The sequence below is a fragment of the Halomicrobium katesii DSM 19301 genome (assembly GCF_000379085.1).
GTDB lineage: Archaea > Halobacteriota > Halobacteria > Halobacteriales > Haloarculaceae > Halomicrobium > Halomicrobium katesii.
In genome coordinates, this window is record NZ_KB905378.1 from 1421373 (window position 1) to 1436120 (window position 14748).

A 14748-nucleotide genomic window follows, 5' to 3' on the forward strand; every position below is an offset into this window, starting at 1 on the left:
GGCGGCCGCCGCTACTCCGTCGCGCGCTCGACCAGCGCCGTCGCGTGCTCGTCTGCACGCTCGACGACGGCCGCTTCGTCGAACGGTCTCACGTCCCGGTCGCGCATCAGGACCGTCCCGTCACAGACGGTGTGGCGCACGTCGCTCGCGCTGGCGGCGTAGACGAGGTGGCTCACGAGGTCGTGGGCCGGCGTCAGGTGGGACTGGTCGAGGTCGACCACGGCGAGGTCGGCGTTCGCGCCCGCTTCGATCCGCCCGCTGTCGAACCCGAGCAGTTCGGCCCCGCCGGCCGTGGCGATCTCGACGACGCTCGCTGCCGCCATCGCGCTCGCGTCCTCGGCGGCGAGCTTGCCGATCATCGCGGCGTCGCGCATCTCGTCGAACATCGAGAGGTCGTTGTTCGAGGCCGCGCCGTCCGTCCCCAGCCCGACCGTGACCCCGGCATCGAGCAGCTCCTGGACGGGTGCCATCCCGCTGGCGAGCTTCATGTTCGAGGCCGGGCAGTGGGCGACGCCGGTGTCGGTGTCGGCCAGCAACTCGATCTCTCGCTCGTCGACGTGGACGCCGTGGGCGATCCAGGTGTCCGGCCCGAGCAGACCGATGTCGGCGGCGTACTCCAGTGGCCGCTTGCCGTGCTCGTCGACGATCGGGCCGACCTCGTCGCTCGTCTCGTTGGCGTGCAGGTGGATCGGCCGGCCGGCGTCGTTCGCCGCGGGGACGAACTCCCGGAGGAGCTCCTCCCCGACGGTCGTCAGCGAGTGGGGCTGGAACGTCGTCCGGATACGCCCGCCGGCCGCGCCGTCGAGGCGCTCTGCCACGTCGAGGCTCTGCTGGACGTCCTCGCGTGCGTCCGCCTCGTCCTTGCCGACGGTGACCGCGGTGTGGCCCAGCACGGCCCGCAGGCCGGCCTGCTCGACGGCCCCGGCGATCTCGTCGACGTGGAAGTACATGTCCGAGAGCGCCGTCGTCCCGGATTTGATCATCTCGACCAGGCCGAGTTCGGCACCGGCCCGCACGTCCTCCGGGGTCAACTCCGCCTCGACTGGCCAGATGTCCTCCTGCAGCCACGCGTCCAGTGGCTTGTCGTCGGCGTACCCCCGCAACAGCGTCATCGCCACGTGCGTGTGGGCGTTGACCAGCCCCGGCACGACCAGTCCCTCGCTGGCGTCCAGCTCGTCGTCGCCGGAGAGCGCGCCGGGCTCGCCGACGGCCGCGACGTCGCCGCTGTCCTGATCGACCAGTACGTCCGCGCGCTCGACGGTCAGGTCCGGTCGGAGGACCCGCCCGCCGGAAACGAGGAGTTCACTCATGCTCGGGGCTTCTGTCCGCGGGTGCCTGAATCCACCGCCTTCGCTCGCACTGCTGTCTCTCTCTCTCTCCCCGGACGGTCCCCGCGACCGGAGCGGCGAATCCCGGCGGACAGCGACGGCCGCCCACGACTCCGGAAGGGAAAAGCAATTGCGGCGGGCCGGCGAGGTGTCGGTATGCGCATCGCCGTCCCCAACAAGGGCCGTCTGCACGATCCGTCGGTCGACCTGCTGGAACGGGCGGGGCTCCACGTCGTCGACGGAGCCGACCGTCAGCTCTACGCCGAGACGGTCGATCCCGACGTGACGATTCTCTACGCCCGCGCCGCCGACATCCCCGAGTACGTCGCCGACGGCGCGGCCGACGTGGGCATCACCGGACTCGACCAGGTCCGAGAGGCCGGTCCCGACAACCTCACCGAGCTGCTCGATCTGGACTTCGGCTCGTGTCGGCTGGTGCTTGCCGCGCCCGAAGACGACGCCGTCGAGACGGTGTACGACTTCGAGGGGGGTCGCGTCGCCACGGAGTTCCCCAATATTACGCGCCGCTACTTCGAGGAGATGGACGTGGACGTTTCGATCACGGAGGTCTCGGGCGCGACCGAGCTCACGCCCCACGTCGACATCGCCGACGGCATCGTCGACATCACCTCGACGGGGACGACCCTGCGGATGAACCGTCTGGAGATCGTCGACGAGGTGCTGGACTCGTCGGTCCGCCTGTTCGCCCGAGAGGAGGTCGCCGACGACCAGAAGGTCGGGCAGGTCGAGACCGCCCTCGCGTCGGTCATCTCCGCTGAGGGCAAGCGCTACCTCATGATGAACGCTCCCGAGGAGGCCCTGGACGACGTGAAGGACGTCCTGCCCGGCATGGGCGGGCCGACGGTGATGGACATCGCCGGCAGCGACGACGTGGCCGTCCACGCCGTCGTCGACGACGCCGACGTGTTCGAGACGATCACCGCGCTCAAAGACGCGGGCGCGAGCGACGTGCTCGTCACCGAGATCGAACGGCTCGTGGAGTAATCTCGTCTCGGTGGTCTCTGGCGAGGGGTGCGATTGCTACCGACGCACCGAAAGCTCTCGGCTCGCCCTTTCGGTGTCCTGACGAACGAAGTGAGTGAGGGCGTGAAAGACGAGTGCAACGAGTCTTTCATACGGTTTCTTGTAGTTGCTTACCGGTGATCGTCGCCACGGAGTAGACGATCACCGGTAAATCGCTACAATAATCCGTATCAGTGTCTGTCCCTGGTCGGCCGCTGCTGCTCGGAACCCTACTCCCACCACTCGCTCCTGCGCTCGCCGTAGTCGGCGTCCCGGAACACCGCGGCGCGCTCGCCGCTTTCCAGCCCGAAGGCCGCTCCCAGCCAGTAGCCGGTGTGCCAGCCGACGGCGTCCTCGCCGACGGGACCGACGCAGACGACCATCCGGGTGTACAGCTCCGCGCGCTCGTCGGTGTCGAGAGTCCGGACCGAGCGGATGCCGCCCGATCCGTCGGTGACCGTACAGCCCCGCTCGCTGTCGTTGGTGACGACGACCTCGGCGACCTCCGGCTCGTCGCTCACGACGACGCTGACGTTCGTCGGCACGGTCTCGTCGGCCCCGTCGTCGTAGTACTCGACGGCGTGGCGGACCTGCTCTCGGACCACCGTCGGGTCCCCGTCGATGGTGTCGGGCTCGACCGCGACGTGGAGGGTGTCACCGTACCACGGGAACGCCCGGTCGGTGGCGTCGCGGATGTCGCCCTCGTAGCGCTGTGCCATCAGGTCCAGGGGCTCGTCGCTGTGGTTCAGGCCGACGAGGTGGCCGAACTCGTGGCGCGTCGTCGCCAAGACCCCCGAGTTCGAGCCCCGGCTCTCGACGGCGGCGACTTCGAGGTCTCTGGCCCTCGTCCCCTCGTGGAGGTACGCCGCACAGCCCGCGACGTTGGTCTCCCGACCGTCACAGCGATCGATCGACTCCCTGAACTGGACCTCGACGCGCGCGTCGTCGGGGTCCTCGGCCAGCGCGAAGCGGTACTCGAAGTCGGTGTAGCGCTCGACGTTGGCGTTCCAGTAGTCGATCGTCCGGAGCGTGAGCGCGGTGGTGTTGCGTCCGTCGTCGGCGCTGTCGTTGATCCGGACCGGAACGACTTCCTGGCCCCACGGGTTGTCCGACGAGAGCGTGTCGTCCGGCGTTTGCGTGGGCGTCTCTGTCGGCGATGGAGTGGCAGTTGCCGTCGGCGTCGGCGTCGTAGCCGCTGTCGGCGTGGCAGTCGAACGGGGCGTCGGCGTCGCGGTCTGAGTCTCAACGGAGGACGGCGTTGCGGTCGGCGTTTCCGTCTCGCTCACCGTCGGCGCGGCGTCCTCCGGGACCAGCAGCCCGCTACAGCCCGCGAGGGTCACGAGGACGACCACGACCACGGTGGCAGCTGTACGCGACATCGTATCCACCACCGTGTCCTGCCGTTGTAAGTCACTCGGCCACTCGCTGCCGGCCATTTATTTCGCCCCGCGACCAAGGAGCGGTATGTACGAGCGGGTCGCCGACCTGGATCTGACCGTCGACGAGTACGAGCTGGCCGATCGTCGCCGCGACACCTCCAGTGGGTTCACGCGCCGAACGACGACGGTCGCGCTCCACGGCGACGGCGAGGTCGGGCGCGGGGAGGACGTGACCTACGAGCCCGAGGATCACGACTCCATACACGCGCTCACGGCCGATCTGGCCGGCGAGTACACGCTGGATTCGTTCTCCGACCGGCTGGACGAGATCGATCTGTGGCCCGAGCCGCCGACGCGAGACGCCGCCCGTCACTACCGGCGCTGGGCCTTCGAGAGCGCGGCGCTCGACCTGGCGCTGAAACAGGCCGGCCGGACGCTCGGGGACGCGCTCGATCGGACGTACGATCCCGTCCGGTTCGTGGTCTCGACGCGCCTGAGCGAGGACGGCGACGGACGGCCGACGACCGATCGCGTCGAGGCGTGGCTCGACATCGACCCCGACATCGAGTTCAAGCTCGACCCCACGCCCGACTGGGACGCCGCGCTGATCGAGGCGCTCGCGGCGACCGACGCGGTCCGCGTCGTCGACCTGAAGGCCTACTACGAGGGGACCGACGTGGACACGCCGGTCGACGCGGAGTTCTATCGGCGCGTCGCCGAGGGGCTGCCCGACGCCGTCGTCGAGGACGCGGCGATCACCGACGAGACGCGATCGGCGTTCGAGGGCCGCGAGGAGCGGCTGAGCTGGGACTACCCGATCACGGGCATCGCCAGCATCGAGGCGCTGCCCGTCGAACCGTCGTGGCTCAACTGCAAGCCCTCCCGCTTTGGCACCGTCGAGTCGCTACTGGAGTCGATCGCCTACTGCGAGCAACGCGGCATCCAGCTGTACGGCGGCGGGCAGTTCGAACTCGGCGTCGGCCGCGGGCAGCTCCAGGCGCTGGCGTCGCTGTGCTACCCCGACGCGCCCAACGACGTGGCCCCGGGCGAGTACAACGCGCCCGAGCCACAGGCGGGGCTCCCGTCGAGCCCGCTCGAACCGACGGCGCGTCGCGGCTTCGGCTGGTGAGGATCGGGCGCGTCGCGGCCGTGTGGCCGCGCTGTCCTCGCCGCCGCCCTCGCCGACCGCCGGCTCCTCACTCCTCGGCCAGGTAGTCGTCCTGGACGGCGACGACCTCGCTCGAATCCGCACACGCGGCGTACCGCTCCAGTGGCTCCTCGTTGAGTTCGAGGAAGGTGTGGCCCCAGCTGAAGTGTTCGAGCAACCGCTCGGCGTGGTCGCGCTCGCCGAGGATACAGAGCGCCCCGGCGAAGGCTTCGACCGTGTTGAGCTGGAAGGCGGTGCCGTAGTTGACGGGGTTGCCGGCAACGAGGAAGGGCAGCGACCGGTGGAGCCCTTCGAGGTCGAACGCCTCCCGCTCGGCGGTCTCCCACGAGCAGTCCAGTGCCACCACTCGGTCGGTGCGAGAGCCGGAGCCCGCCCGATCCGCCGGTGAGAGGGCCTGGTCGGCGAAGGGGTTCAGCACGATCCCCGGCGGCGTCGACCGGCTCGCGCGGTGCAACTCGGCCTCGTCGAACTGCGCGAGCCGCCGGGCGCTGCACTTGTCGGGATCGTCGTCGCCCTCGTACCGGACGTGTAGTTCCACGGTCGCTCGTAGGCCGTCAGCCGACATAAGCGCCACGAGCTTCGATTTTGGACATACAGTTAAGTAGTCGAACGAGAAACTCTTCCGCAGTGATTTCCGAGGGCGACGAAGCGCCGCGGTTCGAGCTGCCGGCCGTCGTCGACGGCGAGCACCGTCGGGTAGCGCTCGACGAGTACCTCGGCGAGGACGTGGTCATTCTCGCGTTCTATCCCGGCGACTTCAACCCGGCCTGTGACGAGGAGTCGGACCTGGACGAACTCGACCTGTTCACGATGCAGAAAGACGTGAGCGTGCTGGGGATCAGCGCGGACACGCTGTACAGCCACGCCGCCTTCGCCGAGGCGTACGACCTGCACGTCCCGCTGCTGTCGGACACGCGCCGCGAGGTCGCCCGAGAGTACGGCGTCACCTTCGAGGACGCCGTCGGCCAGGCCCTGATCGAACGGGCGGTGTTCGTCGTCGACCACGACGGCGTCGTCCGGTACGCCTGGTCGACACAGAGTCCGCTGGCCCTACCCGACGTGGACGCCATCAAGGACACGATCGGCGACACCGGCGGTGACGACACCGCGTTCGCCCGCTATCGCGTCGGCCACGCCCACTACACAGAAGGCCGGCGGGCGTTCACGAGCGCCATGGGGTCCTACCGGGACTCGGAGTGGATGCTCGCTCAGTCAGACTTCGGGCGGGCACGAGAGACCTTCGAGGAGGCCGCCGACCACTTCGACAGCGCCGTTCGGTTCGTCGACGACGCGGACCTGTCAACGTACTACGAGCGCGCCGAGGAGAAGGCGACTTCGCTCTGGCAGGCCGCAGAGTGGCTCTCGGAGTCGGCCAGCGAGTACTCCAGCGGTGCCGGCGCGGCGGGCCAGCGGCTCCGGGACGACGCCGAGCGACCGCTGGAGACCGCCCGCGACATCGGCGAACCGATCGATCCCGACGACTGGCCGCCGGACCTCGACGCCGACGACGCCCAGAGCATCCTCCCGCAGGACGACGACGCCGAGGTCGAGCTGGCGATCGACATCGACGAGGCCGCGACCGGCGGCCCGGAGGCCGACGCGCCGTCGCTCGACGACACTCCGGCCGGCGAGGGGTCGAGCGACGAGACCGGCGGCGAGGAGGGGATCGACGACGCGGAACTCCAGGCGATCGAGGCGGAGTTGACCGCCAACCGGCCCGACGACCCGACCGGTGGACAACCGGAAGAGACGCCGACGAGCATGGTCGACGCACCCCCGGACGCCGACGACGGTGACGCCGGGGGCGACGACGATCCGGCCGAACTCGAAGCGGACCTGGAGACGGGCCAGTCGGCAGGGGAGGGCTCGCGGGCGGACGGCCCGGACGAGGAGCGAGCGGACTCCACGCCAGACACGCCCTCGCTCGACCCGGACGAGGCGGACGTTCCGCCGCCGGGATCGGGCTCGCTGGAACCCGGCGGGGGATCGGGCGACGGGGCCGCGCTCGACGATGGCGACGAGAGAGCGTCGCTCGACGACGGTTCGGACCAACGGGACCACCTCGACGAGACGGACGAACTCGACGAACCGGACGGGGCCAGCGACGAGGACATGGCCGCGATCCCGACCGAGGAGGAACTCGCCGAGGACGACGCGGACGACGAAGACGACGGCGAGCGGTACTGACGCGACCGATCGTAGTGCTCTCTCCGCTCGGTCACACACCGGCGTGCGATCGACCGAGCCATCGTCTCCACCCGTCCGACCGCCGGACCACCACTTTCTCGTCGCTGCCGGGTGAGAAGCCAGTCATGGATCGGGTGGCGACGGCACGCGCGTACTACCGGGCACTGGACGAGCACGACTACGACCTGCTCTCGGACGTGCTCGCGCCGTCGTTCGTCCACGAGCGACCGGATCGGACCTTCGAGGGGCGCGAGCGGTTCGTCCGATTCATGCGCGAGGAGCGCCCCCAGACCGACACCAGCCACCCGATCGACGCCGTCTACACGGGTGCGTCGACCGTCGCGGTCGAAGGACGGCTTCTGAACAGTGACGGAGCGGAGATCACGCAGTTCGTCGACGTGTTCGCGTTCGAGGACGGCGTGATCGCCCGAATCAGGACTCACACGCCCGCCGAGTCCTGATACTGCCGGCTGTACGTCTGTGAAGAATTTCGCGAGCCCGCATCGCGAATCTCTTGAAACAGTTACAGCAGGCAGTGTGAGCGTCAGAACACGATGCGCTCGAACAGTCGCCGGAGCAGCCCCGGCTGTTCGGACTCGTGTGCGTGGACCGTGATCTCGGTGCTGTCGGCCGGGCCGTCGGGCCGCCGGTCGAGCAGCGATCCCCGGAGTCGGTGATCGGCTCCCCGGCGGATCCGAATGTCCGGTCTGGTCTGGGCGGTCTCCGCGCCGGCGTCCGAGACCGGGACCGAGAGCAGGTCCGTCAGCTGTTCTCGGTACGTGACACCGGGGCCGTTCTCGTCGTCCGATTGGGCGGTGAACACGACGTGTCCGTCGTTCTCGGCCGCCAGTGCGTCCGTGATCGCGACGGTGTTGGGGTGGAAGGGGCCGCCGTCGTCCTCGACCGCGATGCGCTCCGGTCGGTCGTATCCCCTGTTGTCCACCAGCAACACGTCACAGGGCGCGTGGTCGACGATCCAGTCGACCGGATCACCGAGCAGGCGCGAGCGGAGCCGTCGGTGTTCGTGCTCCGCGACGATCGCGTCGACGCCGCGGTGGCGCGCGAAGTTGACGATCGCGTGTTTCGTGTCGTGGCTGACGATCTCGCCAGTGTCGACGGCCACGTTCAGGTCGTCCGCGAGGTCGTCGGTCTGCTCTTCGAACTGTACGTCTGCCGGCGACTGCGTCTCGGAGGCCGTTTCGAGGTCCATCTGGTCGGGCACCTCCTCGAACCAGACGGCGACGACGCGGCCGTCGTGTGGCCGCACGAGGTCGGCGGCGATCCGCAGCAGACCGGCCTCGCGCTCGCGGTCCATCTCTCGGGTGATCGCGACCAGCACCTCGTAGGGTTTGTTCTCCATCGCGGACTCGGTCTCGTCAATGAGCGCGTCGCCGATCCCCTGCCCGACCGCGTCGGCCGCGGCACCCTGTCGCTCGACGTTGGGCCGGGCGTAGAGGACGTACCAGAGCACGCTGCCCACGGTGATGACGACGGCCCCGACGATCGCGACCGGTCCCATCTGGGTGAGCAACACGGTGCCGCTGAGCACGCCAGCGACCTGCATCCAGGGGTACAGCGGCGACTCGAAGCTCGGCTCGTAGTCGCCCTCGCCCTCGCGGAAGGCCACGATCGCGACGTTGATCAGGACGAACACGAGGATCTGGAACGCGCTCGCCAGCTTCGCGATCTCGAGGACCGGGACAAACGCGATCAGGGCCAGCAGGACGATCCCGGTCAGCGAGATCGACAGCGACGGCGTCCCAAAGCGCTCGCTGACCTCCGCCAGCGAGGTCGGCACGAGGCCGTCACGGGCCATCGCGAAGGGGTACCGAGACGACGAGAGGATGCCGGCGTTGGCCGTCGAGATCAGCGCGAGGATCGCCGCCAGCACCACGGCCCAGACTCCCCACTCACCGAGCGTCGCTGCCGCGGCCTCGGCGACCGGCGTGGCCGAGCCGGCGACCACGCCCGCGTCGGTGACGCCGACGATGATCGCCACGATCAGGACGTACAGCAGCGTCGTGAACGCCAGCGAACCCAGGATGCCGAGCGGAATGTTTCGGTCCGGGTTCTCGACTTCCTCGGCGACGCTGGCGACCTTCGTGACGCCGGCGTAGGAGACGAACACCAGCCCCGTCGCGGCCAGCAGACCGGACAGTCCGTCGGCGTAGAACGGCTGGAAGTTGGCCTGCTGGACGCTCGCCCCGCTGCCGACGACGAACCACGACAGCGCCGCCAGCATCACCACGACGATCGCGACCTGCAGGCGGCCGGTCTGTTTCGCTCCCAGGAGGTTCACCAGGATCAGGACTGCCGCGAGCCCCAGCGCGACGGGCTTGACCGGGAGATCGAACAGGATCAGGAGGTAGGGGACGCCGCCGACCAGCGCGAGCCCGCCCTTGAACGCCAGCGAGAACCACGTGCCGACGCCCGCGACCGTCCCGAACAGCGGCCCCATGCCGCGCTCGATGTAGAGGTAGGTCCCGCCGGCCTCGGGCATCGCCGTCGCCATCTCCGACTTCGACAGCGCCGCCGGCACGACGAGGATCCCCGCGAGCAGGTAGGCGAGCACGACCGAGGGTCCGGCCGTCTTGAGCGCCAGCGCCGGGAGAATGAAGATCCCGCTGCCGATCATCGCGCCGACGCTGATCGCCAGGACGGTCGGGAGTCCCAGGTCCCGTTCCAGCTGTTTCATCTGTCTCGTCGCGTCCCGGCGGTGTGCGCTCGGTCGGACTCCGCGATGTCGGCCGTCCGGACGCCCGGCGGGGGATCGGTCGCCTCCGCTCGCGCGACGAGTGACCGACCGTCGACGGGGGCCGACGGTTCGAGCGCGACTGCTGTGCGAGTGTGACTGGGTGGTGACTGTCGAATCATGTGTTACCGTATCGACACCCTGTCCCTCCGGGTGTCCACGTTACCCGGCCGTTACAGACGGACGCCAATAAGCTAGCCGATGTAATTGACGATTCGATAGATTTGCTGTATCTATGTTTACGACCTGTCCTCACAGTCGGCGTCGAAGCCGTCGAACGCGTCCACGTGTTCGCTTCGGATGAGGTCCTCGTCGGCGACTTCCAGCCCGAGCTCGTCGAGGTCCCGACCGATGCGGCTGAGATCGTCGCCGTCCGCCCCGACGACGCTGACGTGGACGTTCTCCTCGCCGGTCATGACCTCCGTCACGCGGACGACGCCCGGCACTTCCAGAGCCGCTTCGGCCAGCTCCTCTCGCCGGGGGACCGGCGCGGTACAGATGATCAGCGTGTACAGCTGGTAGCCGGCGCTCTCGTACTCCACGTCGGCGTGGTACCCGCTGATGAGGCCCTGTTGTTCCAGTCGCTGGATCCTGTTTCGGACCGTGCTGGCCGAGACGTCGGCCGCGTCGGCGATCGTTCCGGAAGACGTGTGGCGCGCGTCGGTCTGTAGTTCGTGGATGATCTTTTTGTCCAGCTCGTCGAGTCCTTCGAGCGTCATGCGTTTCGGTCACGGACCGGATACAGATAGGCATTCCCCGTCACAGCGGCGTCAGCTTCCGATTCCGACTCCCACCCGACGCCGCCAGCGGACTCGCTCGTCGCCGGCCGTCCCCCCCTATCGGACGCTCGGACGACCGCTTCATACGGAACGTTGTAGGTCTTTACCAGATCGACCGCACGCCGTCGTGCGGTCGACTTGGTAAACGCCTACAACCGTCCGTATCAGGCGTCGCCGTCGCCTTCGCCGACGGCGCTCTCCCCGACGGGCTCGTGGCCTTCGATGACTTCCTGACCGCCCATGTACGGCCGGAGCGGTTCGGGGACGGTGATCGTGCCGTCGTCGTTCTGGTAGTACTCCATGATCGCAACCATCACCCGCGGGACGGCGACGCCGCTGCCGTTGAGCGTGTGGAGGTACTCCGCGGACTCGTGGCGCTCGGGCCGGTAGTGGATGCCCGCGCGGCGGGCCTGGAAGTCCTCGAAGTTCGAGACCGAGGACACCTCCAGCCAGCGCCCGCCCTCCTCGGGGCCGTCGTCCATGTCGTCGCCGGGTGCCCACACTTCGATGTCGTACTTCTTGGCCTGGGTGAACCCCATGTCGCCGGTACACATGTCCAGCACGCGGTAGGGCAGGTCCAGGCGGTCGAGCACTTCCTCGGCCTCGGAGAGCAGTCCTTCGAGACGCTCGTAGCTGTTCTCCGGCCGGACGAAGTTCACGAGTTCGACCTTGTTGAACTGGTGGACCCGGACGTACCCCCGGGTCTCGGTCCCGTGTTCGCCGGCCTCGCGCCGGAAGTTCGGCGAGAACGCCTGGTGTTTGATCGGGAGATCGTCGTCCAGCAGGATCTCGTCGCGGTACATGTTGGTCACCGGCACCTCCGCGGTCGGGAGCAGCCACAGGTCGTCGTCGTCGTGGTCGTCGTCCTGTCGGGCACCGATGCGGTAGGCGTCCTCGGCGAACTTCGGCAGCTGGCCGGTCCCACGCATCGACTCGCTGTTGACCGGCAGCGGCGGGAACACGTCGATGTACTCCTGCTCGCGGTGTACGTCGAGCATGAACTGGATCAGCGCGTACTCCAGCCGTGCGCCCTCGCCCTTGACGAACTGGAAGCCGCCGCCCGAAACCTTCGCGCCGCGCTCGAAGTCCAGAATGTCGAGTCGCTCGCCCAGCTCGTAGTGAGGGACCACGTCCTCGGGCAGGGTCCACAGGTCGTCGAACCCCTCGCGGTAGCGCTCGACGTTGTCGTCCTCGCCCTCGCCGACCGGCACCGACTCGTGAGGGACGTTGGGGATCTCCAGCAGGCGCGCCTCCAGCTTCGCTTCGAGTTCGTCGGCGCGGTCCTCGACGCGCTGGAGCTCCGCTTTCAGCTCGCTTGAGCGCTCGATTGCGTCCTGGGCCTTCTCCTCCTCGCCCTCGCGCTTGTACTCGCCGATCTCGCTGGAGACCTCGTTGCGCTGGTGGCGCAGGTCGTCGCCCTCCGCCTTCAGCTCGCGCCACTCCGCGTCGATCCGCAGGATCTCGTCGAGGTCGACGCCCGTGACGCCCTTCCGCTCGATGGCCTCTCGGACCATTTCGGCGTTCTCACGGACGAACTGTCTGCTCAACATGGACGGCGGTTGTCCACGCCCGGCCCTAATCATTCCGATCCACCTTTTTCCGCTGCGGGTGCGCCTCCGGCGCACCGCTTGCGCAAAAACGTGGGCGAAAAAGGCCGCGAGTCGCGCCTTCGGCGCGCTCGCGGTGAACCGGGCGACCTTCCGGGTCCTTCGGACCGCTCGGTCGCCCGGATGCTCACAGCAACGACGTGGCGCGCGCTGTCGCTCGCTCCGTCGAGCGACGGCACTGTGAGAGGTCTTCGCGAGCCACTGGCGAGCGAATGGCTCGACAGACGAGTGGGGTGAGGGCTTTCGGTACTCGTTGGCACCGCCGATCACTGTCTCGTCGACCCCTAGCGACACCAGGTACTACTGTTGGGACCGCCCGCCTATAAGACCGACCGGCAAGAACAGCCGCCAATGACCGAGCCGGAGACGGTCGTCGTCGGCGACGGGCGGCGGCTGGCCTACGAGGAGTACGGCCGCACCGACGGGCGGCCGGTGGTGTGTCTCCACGGCAACCCCGGTTCCCGGCTGCTGTGGTCGCTGTTCGACGAGACGGCCCAGCACCACGACGCCCGGCTGATCGCGCCGGACCGGCCGGGCTTTGGCGCGTCCGACTTCCGGCCCGACCGGGACCTGCTGGACTGGGCCGACGACGTGCGGACGCTGGCCAAGATGCTCGATCTCGACACCCTCTCCGTCGTCGGCTTCTCGGCCGGCGGTCCCCACGCGGCCGCCTGTGCTCACGCACTCGACCGCGTCGAGCGGGCCGTCCTCGTCAGCAGTCCCGGTCCGCCGGAGACTCGGGAGTACGCCACGGCGGCGAACCGCCGGCTGACGGCCGCCACCAGATCGGTTCCGGGGCTCTCGCGGGGGCTGTTCGGGCTGACGGGCTGGCTGGCGCGCCACTGGCTCGGACCGTTCCGCGAGGCCATCGAGAGCGGCGCGTCCGACGCCGACCGCGAGCTGTTTGCCGCTCCCGACGGCACCGTCGTCGTGGCCGACGCCGCCGAGGCGTTCGCTCAGGGCGGGCGCGGGCCGGCCCACGAGTTCCCGATGCTGGGGGATCCCTGGGGGTTCGACCTCGCCGACTGCGCCCGGACGCTGTCGCTGTGGCACGGCCGTCAGGACGAGCGAGTCCCGCTCCGGGTCGCCCAGGCCGTCGCCAGCCGACTGCCCGACACCGACGTGAGCGTCGTCGACGCGGGCCACTACTCGACGCTGGTCGAGCACTTCGAGGCGATTCTGCTGGACGCGACAAGATAGTGGTCTCGAACTGGCCGATGCCGGCCTACTCGTGTTCGAGCGCGTCGTAGATGTCCCGGTGTTCGTCCCGGTCTGCCGTGGCAACGCGCCGAACCAACTCGCGACGGATGTCCGCCATCACGTCGTCGAGCGGCGAGTCCGCCTCGGACGGTTCGTCTGTCGCCATAGTTGAATCTGTATCCCGAGAGCCGTTAATCGTTCGGATCCGATCGGTCCGTCGTCAACTCGCCGACCCCGTACCGAACGAGCTCCTCGCGCCACTGACTGATTTCACCTGCCAGATCGATCGGTGCGGTGTTCGTTCGAAGATACTCGGTTACCGCGTCCTCGTCGCCGGTCTCGGCGTCGGTCCCGAACGCTCGCAAGATCGTTCTGATCTCGTCGTCGTATGCGAACCGGTAACCGTTCAGGAAGTAGAACACGGCGGTCGTGTTGAGGGCAGTCCGTTTGTTGCCGTCCACGAACGGGTGGTTGGCGACCAGGAGTCGAGTGAGATGATAGGCTTTCGCGTGGAGTGTCTCCGGAACCGTCCCGAAGTTGCCGTGTTCGACGTAGTCGAGCGCGAACTCGATGTCTCCCTCGTTCTGGACGCCCGGGCTGGTGTCGTCGTACTCGCTGACGATGTCCTCGTGGATCGCGAGTACGTCTTCGACACCGGGGTACCAGTACGAATCGGCCATTCACTGGCAGTCCACGCGCGAACGATTTGATCTTTGGCATCGGCAGGCATCATTCGTTCCGCAACTCCGTGCAGTGCGACCGCCGTCGACGCGGGCCACTACTCGACGCTGGTCGAGCACTTCGAGGCGATTCTGCTGGACGCGGTCGAGTGATTCCGCCGGCTGCCGTCGGTGACCGGTCTCGCCGCTCCGGGGCGGTGACGGGACGGCCGCAGTACGGCGGTCGATTCGGCGGCAAAACGGGACGTTCGGCTAGACGCGTTTCGACTGGGCGTCGACCGTCCAGCCGGGATCTTCGCCGGTCTCCGCGATGTGCTCGGACCGACACGCCGGACAGTAGTCCGGCACCGTGGACTCGCTTCTCGGAACGTAGACCGCGCCGCCACACTCCACGCACGCGTCCTCGACCACTGTCGTACAGTCGACACAGAGGTTGAAGTCGTCGACCGTCAGCTCGCGCAGGGGTTCGAGGTGTTTGTCCAAGAGGTACTCGTCGATAGCCGCCTGGCAGTTGTGGCACGGTTGCATAGCGATCCACTGCACACCATGTGATACCGACACATAGTCCTACCGCCTGCAGTGAGTTCTGCCAGCGATCTGTCGTGAAACGAACTCGGCGCGTCACTCCAGTGCTCCGGCGACTGC

The 14748-nt window shown here is 68.3% G+C and carries 15 protein-coding genes; 5 read left to right on the forward strand and 10 right to left on the reverse strand.

Annotation, left to right across the window (positions count from 1 at the left end; all coding sequences use genetic code 11):
- Positions 1-11: 11 nt before the first annotated feature.
- Positions 12-1310, reverse strand: coding sequence for an amidohydrolase (locus HALKA_RS0107630; protein WP_018257421.1), 1299 nt, complete (start codon positions 1308-1310; stop codon positions 12-14).
- Between the two features lie 174 nt (positions 1311-1484).
- Here HALKA_RS0107630 and hisG point away from each other — a divergent pair, with 174 nt between their 5' ends.
- Positions 1485-2333 (forward strand): ATP phosphoribosyltransferase, encoded by an 849-nt coding sequence (hisG, locus tag HALKA_RS0107635; RefSeq protein ID WP_018257422.1) that lies wholly within the window; start codon positions 1485-1487, stop codon positions 2331-2333.
- Between the two features lie 248 nt (positions 2334-2581).
- Here the strand turns inward: hisG and HALKA_RS0107640 are convergent, their stop codons facing one another.
- On the reverse strand, positions 2582-3730 hold the full coding sequence (locus HALKA_RS0107640; protein ID WP_026190209.1) for a matrixin family metalloprotease: 1149 nt from the start codon (positions 3728-3730) through the stop codon (positions 2582-2584).
- A gap of 85 nt (positions 3731-3815) precedes the next feature.
- Here HALKA_RS0107640 and HALKA_RS0107645 point away from each other — a divergent pair, with 85 nt between their 5' ends.
- Entirely contained in the window at positions 3816-4859 is a 1044-nt protein-coding gene (locus HALKA_RS0107645) for an enolase-like domain-containing protein (protein WP_018257423.1), read from the forward strand.
- A 67-nt stretch (positions 4860-4926) separates the two neighbouring features.
- Here HALKA_RS0107645 and HALKA_RS0107650 read toward each other — a convergent pair whose 3' ends face one another.
- A complete protein-coding gene (locus HALKA_RS0107650; protein WP_026190210.1) occupies positions 4927-5436 on the reverse strand; it encodes a DUF367 family protein in 510 nt (169 codons plus the stop codon).
- A gap of 89 nt (positions 5437-5525) precedes the next feature.
- On the opposite strand from HALKA_RS0107650, the gene HALKA_RS0107655 reads away from it, so the two are divergent.
- Both HALKA_RS0107655 and HALKA_RS0107660 read left to right on the forward strand, forming a co-directional pair.
- Complete coding sequence (locus tag HALKA_RS0107655; protein ID WP_018257425.1) at positions 5526-7085, forward strand: redoxin domain-containing protein; 1560 nt, start codon at positions 5526-5528, stop codon at positions 7083-7085.
- A gap of 125 nt (positions 7086-7210) precedes the next feature.
- Positions 7211-7546, forward strand: a complete 336-nt coding sequence (locus HALKA_RS0107660) for a nuclear transport factor 2 family protein (protein WP_018257426.1) — start codon at positions 7211-7213, stop codon at positions 7544-7546.
- An 83-nt stretch (positions 7547-7629) separates the two neighbouring features.
- Here HALKA_RS0107660 and HALKA_RS0107665 read toward each other — a convergent pair whose 3' ends face one another.
- The 4 genes from HALKA_RS0107665 to serS form a co-directional block, all read right to left on the reverse strand.
- Positions 7630-9780 (reverse strand): amino acid permease, encoded by a 2151-nt coding sequence (locus HALKA_RS0107665; protein WP_018257427.1) that lies wholly within the window; start codon positions 9778-9780, stop codon positions 7630-7632.
- Positions 9777-9959: a hypothetical protein gene (locus tag HALKA_RS0107670; RefSeq protein ID WP_018257428.1), complete on the reverse strand. Its 183-nt coding sequence runs from the start codon at positions 9957-9959 to the stop codon at positions 9777-9779. Before HALKA_RS0107670 ends, HALKA_RS0107665 begins: the two co-directional genes overlap by 4 nt.
- Before the next feature lie 117 nt (positions 9960-10076).
- Positions 10077-10556 (reverse strand): Lrp/AsnC family transcriptional regulator, encoded by a 480-nt coding sequence (locus tag HALKA_RS0107675; protein WP_018257429.1) that lies wholly within the window; start codon positions 10554-10556, stop codon positions 10077-10079.
- Positions 10557-10780: 224 nt separating this feature from the next.
- Positions 10781-12166, reverse strand: coding sequence for a serine--tRNA ligase (gene serS, locus HALKA_RS0107680; RefSeq protein WP_018257430.1), 1386 nt, complete (start codon positions 12164-12166; stop codon positions 10781-10783).
- Positions 12167-12574: 408 nt separating this feature from the next.
- Here serS and HALKA_RS0107685 point away from each other — a divergent pair, with 408 nt between their 5' ends.
- Positions 12575-13423 (forward strand): alpha/beta fold hydrolase, encoded by an 849-nt coding sequence (locus HALKA_RS0107685; RefSeq protein WP_018257431.1) that lies wholly within the window; start codon positions 12575-12577, stop codon positions 13421-13423.
- A 25-nt stretch (positions 13424-13448) separates the two neighbouring features.
- Here HALKA_RS0107685 and HALKA_RS21335 read toward each other — a convergent pair whose 3' ends face one another.
- From HALKA_RS21335 to HALKA_RS0107705, 3 genes are all read right to left on the reverse strand, one after another.
- Positions 13449-13589, reverse strand: coding sequence for a hypothetical protein (locus tag HALKA_RS21335; RefSeq protein ID WP_018257432.1), 141 nt, complete (start codon positions 13587-13589; stop codon positions 13449-13451).
- Positions 13590-13614: 25 nt separating this feature from the next.
- A complete protein-coding gene (locus HALKA_RS0107695) occupies positions 13615-14103 on the reverse strand; it encodes a type II toxin-antitoxin system death-on-curing family toxin (RefSeq protein ID WP_018257433.1) in 489 nt (162 codons plus the stop codon).
- Positions 14104-14355: 252 nt separating this feature from the next.
- Positions 14356-14631 (reverse strand): DUF7571 family protein, encoded by a 276-nt coding sequence (locus HALKA_RS0107705; RefSeq protein ID WP_015761721.1) that lies wholly within the window; start codon positions 14629-14631, stop codon positions 14356-14358.
- Between the last annotated feature and the right edge of the window lie 117 nt (positions 14632-14748).

Bases quoted from the DNA above. Each gene is read 5' to 3' on its own strand.
- HALKA_RS0107665 (WP_018257427.1), bottom strand. From the start codon at position 9,780: ATGAAACAGCTGGAACGGGACCTGGGACTCCCGACCGTCCTGGCGATC.
- HALKA_RS0107705 (WP_015761721.1), bottom strand. From the start codon at position 14,631: ATGCAACCGTGCCACAACTGCCAGGCGGCTATCGACGAGTACCTCTTG.
- HALKA_RS0107695 (WP_018257433.1), bottom strand. From the start codon at position 14,103: ATGGCCGATTCGTACTGGTACCCCGGTGTCGAAGACGTACTCGCGATC.
- HALKA_RS21335 (WP_018257432.1), bottom strand. From the start codon at position 13,589: ATGGCGACAGACGAACCGTCCGAGGCGGACTCGCCGCTCGACGACGTG.
- HALKA_RS0107675 (WP_018257429.1), bottom strand. From the start codon at position 10,556: ATGACGCTCGAAGGACTCGACGAGCTGGACAAAAAGATCATCCACGAA.
- HALKA_RS0107685 (WP_018257431.1), top strand. From the start codon at position 12,575: ATGACCGAGCCGGAGACGGTCGTCGTCGGCGACGGGCGGCGGCTGGCC.
- HALKA_RS0107670 (WP_018257428.1), bottom strand. From the start codon at position 9,959: ATGATTCGACAGTCACCACCCAGTCACACTCGCACAGCAGTCGCGCTC.
- hisG (WP_018257422.1), top strand. From the start codon at position 1,485: ATGCGCATCGCCGTCCCCAACAAGGGCCGTCTGCACGATCCGTCGGTC.
- HALKA_RS0107645 (WP_018257423.1), top strand. From the start codon at position 3,816: ATGTACGAGCGGGTCGCCGACCTGGATCTGACCGTCGACGAGTACGAG.
- HALKA_RS0107640 (WP_026190209.1), bottom strand. From the start codon at position 3,730: ATGTCGCGTACAGCTGCCACCGTGGTCGTGGTCGTCCTCGTGACCCTC.
- HALKA_RS0107630 (WP_018257421.1), bottom strand. From the start codon at position 1,310: ATGAGTGAACTCCTCGTTTCCGGCGGGCGGGTCCTCCGACCGGACCTG.
- serS (WP_018257430.1), bottom strand. From the start codon at position 12,166: ATGTTGAGCAGACAGTTCGTCCGTGAGAACGCCGAAATGGTCCGAGAG.
- HALKA_RS0107660 (WP_018257426.1), top strand. From the start codon at position 7,211: ATGGATCGGGTGGCGACGGCACGCGCGTACTACCGGGCACTGGACGAG.